We start from the raw sequence: 13238 nt of genomic DNA, 5'->3' as shown, positions 1-13238 counted from the left end.
AGATTTTTCTGCATCATGCTAACCAATGAACTAATGACAAATGAACTAATTACTGCGAGCTTTTAGCCACGGATTCACGAAAAACATGGATTTTTCTTCCCCATGCTCACCAATTAACTAATGACAAATGAACCAGTGAACTAATAAATTCGACCTAGTGCCTATTTTTCAATGCCTTTTTTATGGCCACTTCCGTTACCTCTTCCATTATTTTATAACCGGCCACATTAGGGTGCACACCATCAACCGTTAAATCGGCCCTTTGCCCCTTGCGTTCATCAACCAAGGGTGTCCAATAATCCAGTACAGTGTAGTGCTTCTTCTTAGCATAGGCAACAATCAATTCGTTTAAAGCTATAATGGTATCTGCTGGCTGTATGCTTTTGTTCCAGGGATATTGATAAACCGGGAGATATTTGCACAAAATCACTTTAATGTGGTGCAACCTTGCCAGTTCGGCCATTGATTTAATGTTATCCATAATCTTATCGTTGGTAACATGTCCGGTATTGCCCGCAATATCATTACTGCCTGCCAAAATAATTACCACCTTGGGCTGCAGGTTAATTACATCCTGCCTAAACCTGATCAGCAATTGCGGAGAAATCTGTCCGCTTATACCCCTATCCAAATACGGATTGTTGTTAAAATATGCGGGATCTTTCTGCTTCCAAAACTCAAAAATTGAGCTTCCCAAAAACACAACTCTTTTTTCTTTTTTAGTTGGTGGCGGTAAAAGCACATTTTCTTTCTGGTATTTGGTAAGCGCCGCCCAATCATCGGCAAAGTTTTCCTTTTTAGGCCTGTTGTTTAGAGAATCGTTAGGTACAGTTTGTGCAAATAAACTGTTGGCACTAACCAGCAAAAGAAAGAATAGCATTTTACTTTTCATGGGATGTTTGATCAGCATATAAAACTGCTAAGCTAAATTAATTTTCTTTTAATAAAGCTCCTCATTATTAATATTTGTAGGTGTTGTCCTCACTCTTTTATCTCCAAACTGACTGATATTGTAACTTAACGTAGCCTGCACAAACCGGCTGATAAACCTCGTCCTGTTTTCGGATATGGCATTGTTGGTAATGCTGGTTCTAAAAAGCGAAGCCTGATTAAACAGATCGTTGGCCTGTAAAGCAAAATTAAGCTTATTGTTTTTAAGGAAAGAGCTGCTTAAGCCCATGTTTACCAGTAAAGGATTACCTGCATTTAAATTATATCCAAAATTTAAACTTTTAGACGCCGATGCATTTACCCTAAAACGCTTGCTGGGAATCCAGCTGGCACTTCCGTTTAAGGCCAATACCTGGATATTTTTGATATTCTGGTTAAGCACCGAATAGGTATTCGAACTAAAACTGTAAGATACACTGCTGTTTACGGCAAATTTCTTTTCGTTCAGGTTAAACCTAAAACCGTTCGAAACATTTATTCCGCTGCTTCTGTTCAACACATTATCGGTATAAAAAACATTATGGCTATACCCTAAATTTCCGGTCAAAGACAGTGAAAGCTTATTAGCCATTAATCTTCTGTTTACCGAATAATTTCCGCCAATGCTATAAATTCCGTTTACATTCTCGTAAGTGGTTTGCTGTTTTAGGCTGTTCAGTGTATCCCTCAAAAATACCGTATTACTTACCACGCTATTAAAAGCGAAATTTCCCGATAGCCCTGCCATGATACTCCACCCGCTTTTGTTGTCGAACTGATTATAGCTTAAATCTGCGTTGTGGCTCGAGGTCGCTTTTAAATCAGGATTTCCGATAACCAGGTTCTGCACATCGTTATTGTTCCTGATGGGCTGAAGCTTATTAAAATCGGGCGAACTGGTATAACCATTATAGCCAAAACTTAAACTTTTGTTCTCTTTAACCTGGTAACTTAAATTGCCTGAAGGTGAAAAGTTTAACTGATAATTCTTGAGCTCCTGTCCGGTATCCTGATATTTACCGATGATGATGCTTGGCGAAAAATTAATGCCAAAATTATAGCTGATCTTCTTTTTATTGGTATTGTAGCCTATGCCGAAATTCTGGTTAATAAAGTTCGAAACATAATCCTGGCCTAGCGAATCGACCAAAAAACGCTCTCCAAAACCATTGATTACCGTAGTATGCTGCATGTTCTGGCTTCTGCTGACAGAAAAGCGGTAAGAAAAATTGATAAAAGTGTATGCCGTGCTATCGCTTGCGCGCTTTAAAGCGTTGGAAAACTGGATATTCCCCCCCAAATTAGAATTCTTGGTATTGTTTTCGACCAATCGGTTTAAAAGCGAATCTTTGACCAAAACGTTCGTAGTTTCGTTATAATACCTGATGATATCATTAATAGTACTATTTGAACGGCCATCGCTACTACCAAAATTGAAACCCATTGAAAGCGATTTCTTATTATTGGATAAACGCCTCGACCAATTAAGGTTTCCATTAATATTGGGGCTGTTGTTTTTCGAACCTGAACTGGAAATAAGATCCTGCCTAATAAAACCTGTTTTATTTGAAGTAGAAAAAGCATCATTTTTACCGTTGGCCAATGCACCGGTAAGGGAGGCGTTAAAATAATTCTTCTTTGTTGCCCCGTTAAACCCCAGGTTAATGTTATTGTTAAGCGAGCTGGAGTTATTGGCACTTTCCCTTAAATCGTATATTGTTCCCTGAGGGTTAAAGGTTTCGAGGTAAGTGCTCTGTATCGAATTGTTGCTAACATTGTTAAGGTTATACCCTGCCGTAAGTGTAAATTCTTTCGAAATTTTATCTCTGATGTTTCCATTTAAGCCCCGGTTGTTCAATTTGGTAAATTCGTTATCGGTAATTCCGTAACGGCCACCGAAACCAATCTGCTTAGTTTTTTTCCATATGCTGCCATTAAGTCCCAAATTATGGGCATTATTGGTAGAAGAACTTACGTTTAGCCCGCCAAAAACACCTTTATCCATTCCGGGTTTGGTTACCAGGTTTAACATTTTTTGTGGCGTACCCGTTTTTATGCCGGTAAAATTAGCCTCATCACCATAATCATCAATTACCTGTAGCTTGGCTACCATGTCGGCCGGTAACTGCCTAATGTAATCTTCCACATTGCTGGTAAAAAAATCTTCGCCGTTTACGCGCAGCTTGGTCATTTTTTTTCCCATGGCCGTAACTGCTCCTTTTTCATCTACCTCTATACCCTGAAGCTGTTTTAACAGGTCTTCTACTTTATCATTTTCGCGCACGGTATAAGCACCGGCATTGTATTCAATGGTATCTTTCTTAATTTTAATCGGATCAACCTTTACTTTTACCTCCACATCATCAAGGTGTATGGTTTTGGTTTTAAGCACTATAGGATCGAGTACCTGATTTTTTATGGAAGGGTCAATTTCATATACAGAGGCAAAGGACTTATAGCCCAAAGCCTTTACAACAAGATAGAACTTGCTGTTATTCACTTTTGAGAAAGAGAAATTCCCCTTTCCGTTTGTATTTGAACGGAGGGTATCTTTATCGGTGATTAACCGGATACTTACACCCTCGATGGGCTTTTTTAAAGAATCGGTTATCTGCCCACTGATTTTAAACTGAGACTGAGCGAGCGCGTTAAAAGAGAAAGTGATCAGTATAAAAAGTAACAAAAAGCATAAATTACTGCTTTTTCTCATCCCTCGGACCTCTTTTGTAAATGACAAGACCATTTAAAAAATTACGCAGGATCTGATCGCCACACGGCTTAAAATTCTCATGGTCTTCGTTTCTAAAAATATCGCCCAGTTCGGCTTTGGTAACCTTAAAACCAACCAAATCGCAAATGGTAATTATATCTTCGGTTTTAAGTGATAATGCTACTCTTAGTTTTTTTATAATATCGTTGTTGCTCATGTCTTTTTAATTGTTGAATGATAGCGTGATTGAATGATTGAATGATAGAATGTTGTTAAATGTTATAATGTTGGAAGGTTAAAGGTTTAAAAGCCTAATATTAATTCCCAATTCCGAAATATCAACGCCAAACTCAATTCTAGCTCGCTACTTCTAATTTAAGTTTCTTTCCTTTAATTTTCTCGCCGCTTAAAACTTTTAACAGTTTTTCTACTTTGCTGCGTTTTACCGCTATGTAACTGCTTGTATCTTTAACTTCAATTAAACCCAGATCCTCTTTTGTTAAATTCCCCTTTTGCAAAAATAAGCCAACAATATCAATTTTGTTTATCTTATCTTTCTTACCGTGGGCCAGGTATAAAGTTACCCAATCACTAGCCTCTGGCAGTGTATATTTATCCAATAGAACTTCTTCCTCCACATCATCGGGCAGGTATTTATAGTTTTCTTCTGTGGTTAAAATGGCATAGGCTGTTCCTTTTGCATGCATGCGGGCGGTACGGCCATTGCGGTGAATGTAGGCATCTTCGGTATAAGGTAGCTGATAGTGAACTATGTGCTCTACTTCCGGAATATCGAGCCCGCGTGCAGCCAGATCGGTGGTAATCAGAATCCGGTGGCTTCCGTTCCTAAATTTCAAAAGCGCTTTTTCGCGATCAAACTGTTCCATGCCACCGTGAAAAACATCATGCCCTAAACCATGCTCAAAAAGCAGATCGCTGATCCGATCAACAGTTTCTCTGTGGTTACAGAAAACCAATGTATTTTTGCCGCCAATTTTACTGAGCAGCCTAAAAAGATATTCGAGCTTATCCGCAGCAGGAACCGTTATTTTTTTGAGTTTTAAATCTGGTTTTGCTTCTGCATTTTTAGAAAAATCTACAACTACAGGTGTATTGATCTTAACAAAAGCTGGTATTTCTTCCATTTTTGTGGCAGAGGTCAATATCCTTTGCTTTAACGAAAGTAAAGTACCGATAATGTACGACATGTCGTTTTCAAAGCCAAATTCGAGCGATTTATCAAATTCATCCAAGATTAAAGTTTCAATAAAAGATTCGTCGAAATTCTGATGTTCGAGGTGATAAGCTACCCTGCCCGGTGTTCCGATTAAAACCGCAGGCGGATGCGCCAGATTGTTTTTTTCTATCCTTACAGCATGCCCCCCATAACAGCAGTTTACCTTAAAAGATGTGCCCATCTGTTTAAAAACCTGCTCAATCTGCAGAGCCAGCTCTCTTGAAGGAACCAAGACCAAAGCCTGTACCCCTTTTACTTCCGGTTTTAAATTGGCAAGCAAAGGCAGTAAAAAAGCAAGGGTTTTCCCCGAACCCGTTGGTGCAATTAATATTACATCCCTACCGGTACGGGTAGCTTTTACAGCGGTTTCCTGCATCTCGTTAAGTGCAGGTATATTTAATTTTTTTAGGGCATTTTCTATCATTCCGCCATAAAGGTAATCATTTCTGTTTACGGCTAAATCTATTCGCGGCGTTAGGGTTTAAAAAAACGTGCCCTCAGTTTTCGGAGGGTGGCAAAATTTAATCTTTTCTCTAACATCATTAACATGCTGCCGCGCAAAGACAAGGTTGAAGACAGCTTTTCATTAACGGCATCAACTGATGATAAAATCCTATCGGCCATATCATCGGCAAATTTATTGGCCCTACAGTTCTGCAATAACTGTAACTCCTGAATTAATTCTGCTTTCATAATAAAAAAATATTGGTGGTGTAAATATAACGGCACGAATTAGCAATTGTTTCAAAAACAGGCCTACAAAGCAAATAATAATTATTAACTTGTTGATAACTAACTTTTTGTTAGCAAATAAACAATCTAGCCTTAACACATATTTAATTTTTAGCGCCTATTTTTATAAAAACCTGATTACCATTTGTTAACCTCAAAAACACACAATGTATGACGTGGAAAAAATTCAGTGGTGAAATTATCCAATCTTCAATCCTCGAAGAAGTAGAAAAAGCAATTATCAGAGAAAGCGAAAACGGTTTTAAGCTAAAAGTTTGCATCGGTACCGACTCGCAGGTTAAGGGTGCAACAACCGATTTTGCAACCGTAATTGTTTTATTAAGAGAACATCATGGTGGCTTTATGTACATCCACCAGGAGAAAAGCACGCAACAGGTCAGCATTAAAGAGAGAATGTTAATGGAAGTTCAAAAATCGATAGAAACGGCTTATTCTATTTGTGATTTACTTGACATTTATGATGTGGCGCTTGAAGTACATGCCGATATCAATACCAATCCTTCATTTAAATCGAACAAGGCCCTTAACGATGCAATGGGTTACATTTTAAGCATGGGTTTTATTTTTAAAGCCAAGCCCGAAGCCTTCGCTAGCTCTACCTGTGCCGATAAAATGGTACATTAAGAAAAAACCTCTCAGGTTTTTGAAACCTGAGAGGTTTTTAATATCTCTTCATACCTCTTCTTTTTAGGTGGGTGATAATCCTTCTGCGCCTTTTTATTACCTATTTTAAGGTTAGCTCCTAACAAAACCGCATCTTTGCTGTTGTCTTTTTAAAACAAGAATTTGAAAACATACCGCTTAGAATTTACCCAAAAACTCCCGGTCGATTTAGATACCGCATGGGATTTTTTTTCCTCACCATTGAACCTTGCAGAAATTACGCCGCAGGACATGACTTTTGATGTAACCTCGCCAAATATGGCAGCTACCAAAATGTACCCTGGCTTAATTATTACCTACAAAGTTGCCCCATTGTTTGGAATTAAATTAAACTGGATGACCGAGATTACACACGTGGATGATAAGAAGTATTTTATAGATGAACAGCGTTTTGGCCCTTTTGCTTTTTGGCACCATCAGCATCATTTCGAAGAAATAAACGGTGGAATTTTAATGCACGATATTTTACATTACAGCATTGGGTGGGGCCCGATTGGCGCCATTGCAAATGCAATTGTAGTAAACAATAAAATAAACGGCATTTTTAAATTCAGGTACCAAAAGGTAGAGGCTTTATTTGGTAAAATGCCACCCAACTCCTAATAATTAGGATCTTACCATTTTTTTGTAGAAATAGTCTCTGGCTTCTTTCTGCTTTTCTCTACCCGGCTGGTTGCCAGGTATTTTTTAAACTCATCGCCAAATTTCTCTACTTTACTATAAGCACTGTTTAATATATCTTTCCAAGCACCCGCACTGAGTTTATCTGGTGTTCGTTCTAAAGGTGTACCAAAAGTCGTTGTAGCTACAAAATTGCCATAACGGTCTCTTTGGTAAGGAATGTAGGCCAAATCGGTTAACCAGAACCGGTATTTTCCATTGCGCGCTTCAAATACAAAATTATAACTCACTTCGCCACTCGGATGCCCTGCAACCAGGATTGTTTTATCAATTACCAGTTTACCTTTAGCCAATATAGACGAATCGGTACTAACCTCTTCCTTCATCGATTTTTTATTAACCGCACTTACGAAATTTCTGGCCCTTTGCAATAAGGTATCTTTGTTAACCAACTGAGAATCGACCACTTTGTAGTAAATAAATTTACCGCTTTCATCTTTGGTAAATTGTTTTTGCTGGGCAGATAGATTAACGGAGAGTGCAACAAGTACAATAAAAAGAATATATTTCATTTGAATGGGTTAATGGGCTGAGCTAATTTTTAAAGTTACTAAAAAGCCGCCCCGTTGTAAAATCGGGACGGCTTAATATGCATAATTTATTTTCCTTAGAAAGCGTATACGGCTGCTAAAGAGAACTGACCTCCATTAGGTGCAGCCAATCCGTTTTCTTTTAAGAATGGTTTGTCGCTATTGTGGTCTAATCTTACCTCAGGAATAAATGTTAAGCCTCCAGATTTAATGTTAGCTGTTAATGTTACAGCGGTAAAGGCTGTAGCCGGAACAGCACCTGCGGCTTTGTATTTAAAATATTCGCCTCTTAAACCTAAAGTTACCGCATCTGCAACGGCATATTGAGGATACAAAGCAGCACCTGCATAGCTTCCCGGAACTGAACTATCTTTGATATCATAGTTAGCGGCATTTAAACCTAATTTAAACTTTTCAGTAATCTGATACGAAGTAGTTAAATCGATAATTGTGCCATAGCCACCAAAACCAGCACCAGATAGGGCGTTGATGTAAGCTGTCCAACCTTCTACTGGCGCCACCATCAGCTGCCCACCAACTGCAGATACACCGCGAGTTGCACTGTACACATTCCAATCGTTAAATACTCCAGCCATTAAACTTACTTTATCCGAGAATTTGTAAGTAGCCTTAATACCTGCATTTTGGAACGGACCATTTGTAAATAAATAAGAAGTAGAATAGTTGAAATTACCAACTGGAGAAATCACTTCGTAACCGATAAATGTACCCATATAACCTGCTGTCATGCTAAACTGATCAGTAAAATCGTAGTTTACATATAGGTTTTGGATATTGAAAGATGAACCAGCAGCGGCAGCATCAGGAATAGACTGCGATTGTCCTCTTGGGCCAAAAGAAAGCTCACCAACAAATGAGGCTTTACCTGTTTTTTTCTTCAGCGCGATATCGATCATCCCCAATGAAACGGAATTATGATCGGTTACAAAAGATGTTTTACCGTTGGTTGGCTGCTTAGCAAAATCATATTTAAAGTACGTATCTACCGATCCTGAAATTTCAAGTGGTGATGTGGCGGTCTCTTGAGCCAGGGCACACGTAGTGCTGGCCATTGCGAAAATAGCGGTTAAAAGTTTCTTCATGTTTGAGCTTTGTTTTGAGTTTAGATATTATAAAATCTTTAAGAAATTGGTTCTGTTAAAGGGCTATTTTTTTCAATGTAGATGGCTCTCTCTTCAACTAACAATGTACCTTGAGAGTATTTTTCATCATGTTGAGAAGCATCAAGTCCCATTTCTTCTTCTTCGTCAGAAACCCTGATTGGATTAATAAGGTTTACCAATTTGAAAATCACAAACGATACTACGAAACTGAAAATGATTACAATAAGTGCACCTTTTAATTGTGTTACAAAGAAAGCTGGGTTACCATAAAACAATCCATCAGCACCAGCGGCATTTACCGTTTTGGTAGCGAAAACACCAGTTAATAACATACCCACAATACCACCTACACCGTGACAAGGGAAAACATCCAAAGTATCATCTAAACTTGTTTTTTGTTTCCACGAAACTACCAGGTTAGAAATAACAGCGGCAATAGCACCAATAAATATACTAGCTGAAATACTTACAAAACCAGCACCCGGCGTAATGGCTACTAAACCAACTACTGCACCGATACAGAAACCTAATACTGAAGGTTTTTTACCTCTGGCAACATCAAAGAACATCCATGATAAACCAGCGGCACCAGCAGCAGTGTTAGTGGTTAAGAAAGCAGAAACGGCTAAACTGCCTGCGCTTAAAGCAGAACCGGCATTGAAACCGAACCATCCGAACCAAAGTAAACCTGTACCGATTAATACATAAGGAATATTGGCAGGTGGAACTTCTTTATGCTCTAAGTGAGATTTTCTGCGTTTTAAAACCAATGCACCAGCTAATGCGGCCATACCAGCAGAAATGTGAACTACAGTACCTCCGGCAAAATCCAATACACCCATTTTAAACAAGAAACCTTGTGGGTGCCATGTCCAGTGCGCCAATGGTGAATAAACGAATATGGCGAATAAAACAATAAATAAAATGTAAGAAGTAAAACGGATACGTTCTGCAACTGCACCAACTACCAAACCTGGGGTAATAATGGCAAACATTAACTGGAATACCGCAAATAAAGAAAGTGGTATTGTTAAATCTGCACCGCCTTGAAGGTGAGGCGCACCAGAGTTTACTCCTTTAAAGAACAAAAATGTTGATGGATTTCCGATGAAACCACCAATTGTATCTCCAAAAGCTAAACTAAAACCAACAACTGTCCATAAAACTGTAATTACACCAGCAGCTACAACACTTTTAATCATGGTAGATAATACATTTTTGCGGTGAACCATACCACCGTAAAAGAATGCAAGACCCGGTGTCATTAAAAATACAAGCGCAGCAGCAATTAATATAAATGCAATGTCTGGTGCACTATACTTACCTTCATCAAAATTAGGAAGAAGTGGAATAAATAGAGCGAAAATTGCGACAATCATCAATATCGCAAAAGGCGCATACTGTTTAAAGGAGAATTTACTCATAGTTTTTAGTTTAATTTGTTTGTATTGTTTAAATATTTGAATTATGCTTGATTTATTTTTATAAAAATACGAGATAATGTAGTTTTTACACCATTAAATTGAAATATTTTAATAAAAATGATTGATTTTTATTAAACAACACAAAAATTACTACTAAAAATAAAAATAACAAAAAATATACACCATTTTAATATGAGTTTTTAATAAAAACAAAATGCACCAATACTCAACTTTTATATCATTTTATCCAAAATTTATATAAAATTGACTAAAAAAATATGCAAATAACCAAAAAACCCATGAAATTTCATGGGTTTTTATAAAAATCGTCAATAAAAATAGATTTTCTACTTTAAATACGCAGAACCTTGAATTACGCCTCTTTTTTCAATTTCTTTATCCATATAGGTCTGAATTGCCGATTTATTAAGCCCCCAGTTTGGCGCAATCAACAAATCCCAATCCGAAATACCAAAAAGCCGTTGAATCACAATATCAGGACGGAGTAAAGGGATTAATTCGCAAAGGAGGTCTGTATATTCTTCTAAGGTAAATAGCTTAAATGGTTCTTTTTTATATTTCGCCCCCATTATTGATCCCTCTACAACGTGAAGGTGATGGAACTTAACAAACTTAATTTGAGGGAAACGGTTAATTTCGTGGATATAACCATACATCTGTTCCCTTGTTTCCCACGGAAAGCCAAATATAGTATGTACACACAGGTCGAGCTTGCTATTCTCCAACAGCTTTACCGCTTCTACAAACTCACCATGGCTACAGCCCCTATTAATCTGATCTAACGTTTCATCGTATATCGATTCCATTCCCATTTCTAAATCCACATCGAAACGATCGGTATAACTTTCTAACAAAGCCACTTTTTCAGCATCAATACAATCGGGGCGCGTACCCACAGCAAAACCAACAATATCTTCGGTATTAACAGACAAAGCTTCATCATACATCATTTTTAAATAATGTACCGGTGCATAGGTATTGGTATTGGGCTGAAAATATACAATATACTTATCGGCCTTATACGAGGTTTTGGCCCTCAACATCCCCTCAGCAAGCTGATCTTTAATATTTGGGTTTTTTCTGGATGGCTCTGGCGTAAAAGAATCTACATTACAATACGTGCAGCCGCCATAACCTTTACTTCCATCACGATTGGGGCAGGTAAAACCACCATCTACAATTACTTTAAAAACACGTTGCCCTTTATATTTTTCGCGCAAATGTGTTCCGTAATTTTTATATCCCTTTATACCTGAATCTACTAGTGTTCCCATTGTCTGCAAAAATACAGTTTTTGTTTGAGATAAGAATTAGCCTTGCGCCATTAGCGGTGGGATGTGAGATTTCGCAAACATTAGGGCCTAACGGAAAAATTTCTACCTATGAAATAAAAAAACCGCAGGTTTTAAAAATCTGCGGTCTTTCTTTGAACTGATTAATCTTTAAAATGAACTAACCATTACTTTTTCTATTAATAAAGAAATAAACAGGTAACCCAAGCAGAACAATCACCAATCCAGGCCAAGTATACTGTTGTTTATAAATTAAAAGCAGAATGCAAAATGCTGCGCCTATCAATAAATAAATTACCGGTGTAATTGGATACAACCAGGTTTTATAAGGTCTTTCAATGTTTGGCTTTTTTATCCTTAAATAAATCACACCAAAAACGGTAATCATATAAAAAAGCACAATCACAAAAGAAATCATATCTAAAAGGTTGCCATACTGCCCACTTAAACATAAGGCAGAAGCCCAGATTCCCTGCATCCATAACGATTTTTCGGGCACTCCGTTTTTATTGTTTTGAAGTGCTGCTTTAAAAAACATGCCGTCTTCTGCCATGCTCTGAAAAACCCTTGCACCAGCCAATACGATCCCGTTAACGCAACCGAATGTAGAAATCATCACCAGTACCGCAATTATAATTGTACCTATTCCACTACCGAAAATCTGCTCAGAAGCTACAACAGCAACCCTATCATTTAATGCAAAAGCAATACTATCCCTATTCAACGTATTGAGGTACACAAAGTTAACCAATAAATAAAGGATCATTACGGCCGTGGTGCCCAAAACCATTGAGCGCACTACATTTTTTCTTGGATTATCGATTTCTCCAGAAACAAAGGTTACATTCTCCCAGGCCACACTCGAAAACACCGAGCCCACCATCGCAGCTGCAATGCCGCCCACTATGGTAACTCCGGAGATTGACTCCCAGCCCGACTTGAGGAAATTTCCGCCGGCATCGGTCTTGAGGTTATTGAAGGCACTCCAGCCAAAGCCCATATTGCTGCTCCAAAAACTGTTTTTAACCAAAAGAAAACCCAAAACAATTAGTCCGATTAAAGCGATAATTTTAGATCCGGTGAAAATGTTCTGCAATATTTTACCACTTTCAACCCCTTTAGTATTGATATAGGTTAAAAGCAGGATGATGCCGATAGCCAGAATCTGTATCCAGGTAATTTTATAACTGCCACTTTGAAAAATTGGGGCAGCATCGTTTAAAGCAGGTATTAAATAGGCGGTAAATTTACCAAAAGCTACAGCAACCGCAGCTATTGTACCGGTTTGGATGACCGTAAACAAACCCCAGCCATAAAGGAACCCCATCATTTTACCGAAAATTTCTTTCAGGTAAGTGTATTGCCCGCCGGCTTTAGGAAACATAGAAGAAAGCTCGCCATAAGAAATTGCCGCAGCAATTGTCATTACCCCGGTGATTACCCAAACCACGATTAACCAATAACCAGAGCCTAGATTTCTCATGATATCGGCACTTACAATAAAGATACCGCTCCCGATCATTGACCCCATTACCAGCATTGTGGCATCGAAAAGGCTTAATTTTCTTTTAGAAGGCGCTCCTTCCTTTTGAATTTCCATTTTTGTTGTGTTTAGTTTGGGCCTAATTTATTTAAAAAAAAGAAATTGTAGGATATTATTTTGTGACGCCAAAATTTTATTCACAGCGCTTGTAAAATTTTAACCACAAGAATATTTTGTTATCTTGCTAGAACGTTGGGCATGCGGAGGTTAGCAGCGGAGCGTTAGGCGTTAAGCGTTAGGCGAAAGTAAACCGGATTTGATAATCTTCGAGCAGAAAGTTTGGTGAAAAAGTTGGAATGTTGGAACAACAAGGCGTGTTAAAAAAGAGGG

The 13238-nt window shown here is 38.1% G+C and carries 12 protein-coding genes; 2 read left to right on the top strand and 10 right to left on the bottom strand.

Annotation, left to right across the window (positions count from 1 at the left end):
• Positions 1–154 precede the first annotated feature (154 nt).
• The 5 genes from ACS5PU_RS03510 to ACS5PU_RS03490 all read right to left on the bottom strand — a co-directional run bounded on the left by ACS5PU_RS03510 (position 155) and on the right by ACS5PU_RS03490 (position 5570).
• Positions 155–892, bottom strand: coding sequence for a GDSL-type esterase/lipase family protein (locus ACS5PU_RS03510; RefSeq protein ID WP_439457880.1), 738 nt, complete (start codon positions 890–892; stop codon positions 155–157).
• A 48-nt stretch (positions 893–940) separates the two neighbouring features.
• Positions 941–3640 (bottom strand): outer membrane beta-barrel protein, encoded by a 2700-nt coding sequence (locus ACS5PU_RS03505; protein WP_439457879.1) that lies wholly within the window; start codon positions 3638–3640, stop codon positions 941–943.
• The gene (locus ACS5PU_RS03500; RefSeq protein ID WP_439457878.1) at positions 3624–3857 is read right to left on the bottom strand and encodes a DUF1456 family protein; all 234 of its coding nucleotides are present in this window, start codon (positions 3855–3857) and stop codon (positions 3624–3626) included. Before ACS5PU_RS03500 ends, ACS5PU_RS03505 begins: the two co-directional genes overlap by 17 nt.
• A 139-nt stretch (positions 3858–3996) precedes the next feature.
• Complete coding sequence (locus ACS5PU_RS03495; RefSeq protein ID WP_439457877.1) at positions 3997–5301, bottom strand: DEAD/DEAH box helicase; 1305 nt, start codon at positions 5299–5301, stop codon at positions 3997–3999.
• Positions 5302–5351: 50 nt separating this feature from the next.
• Entirely contained in the window at positions 5352–5570 is a 219-nt protein-coding gene (locus tag ACS5PU_RS03490) for a hypothetical protein (protein WP_439457876.1), read from the bottom strand.
• 210 nt (positions 5571–5780) lie between these two features.
• On the opposite strand from ACS5PU_RS03490, the gene ACS5PU_RS03485 reads away from it, so the two are divergent.
• Both ACS5PU_RS03485 and ACS5PU_RS03480 read left to right on the top strand, forming a co-directional pair.
• On the top strand, positions 5781–6254 hold the full coding sequence (locus ACS5PU_RS03485) for a ribonuclease H-like YkuK family protein (protein ID WP_439457875.1): 474 nt from the start codon (positions 5781–5783) through the stop codon (positions 6252–6254).
• Positions 6255–6416: 162 nt separating this feature from the next.
• The gene (locus ACS5PU_RS03480) at positions 6417–6896 is read left to right on the top strand and encodes an SRPBCC family protein (RefSeq protein WP_439457874.1); all 480 of its coding nucleotides are present in this window, start codon (positions 6417–6419) and stop codon (positions 6894–6896) included.
• An 11-nt stretch (positions 6897–6907) separates the two neighbouring features.
• On the opposite strand, the gene ACS5PU_RS03475 is transcribed toward ACS5PU_RS03480, so the two are convergent.
• The 5 genes from ACS5PU_RS03475 to ACS5PU_RS03455 all read right to left on the bottom strand — a co-directional run bounded on the left by ACS5PU_RS03475 (position 6908) and on the right by ACS5PU_RS03455 (position 12965).
• Positions 6908–7486, bottom strand: coding sequence for a DUF4468 domain-containing protein (locus tag ACS5PU_RS03475; protein WP_439457873.1), 579 nt, complete (start codon positions 7484–7486; stop codon positions 6908–6910).
• Between the two features lie 95 nt (positions 7487–7581).
• Complete coding sequence (locus ACS5PU_RS03470; RefSeq protein ID WP_439457872.1) at positions 7582–8607, bottom strand: porin; 1026 nt, start codon at positions 8605–8607, stop codon at positions 7582–7584.
• A 38-nt stretch (positions 8608–8645) separates the two neighbouring features.
• A complete protein-coding gene (locus tag ACS5PU_RS03465) occupies positions 8646–10052 on the bottom strand; it encodes an ammonium transporter (RefSeq protein WP_439457871.1) in 1407 nt (468 codons plus the stop codon).
• Between the two features lie 347 nt (positions 10053–10399).
• A complete protein-coding gene (locus tag ACS5PU_RS03460; RefSeq protein WP_439457870.1) occupies positions 10400–11347 on the bottom strand; it encodes a TIGR01212 family radical SAM protein in 948 nt (315 codons plus the stop codon).
• A 178-nt stretch (positions 11348–11525) separates the two neighbouring features.
• Complete coding sequence (locus ACS5PU_RS03455) at positions 11526–12965, bottom strand: APC family permease (protein ID WP_439457869.1); 1440 nt, start codon at positions 12963–12965, stop codon at positions 11526–11528.
• Positions 12966–13238: the final 273 nt, after the last annotated feature.

It is taken from the genome of Pedobacter sp. GSP4 (assembly GCF_051857575.1).
GTDB lineage: Bacteria > Bacteroidota > Bacteroidia > Sphingobacteriales > Sphingobacteriaceae > Pedobacter.
Note: the sequence above shows the minus strand (reverse complement) of the source record. Positions and strands in the feature narration are given on the sequence as shown.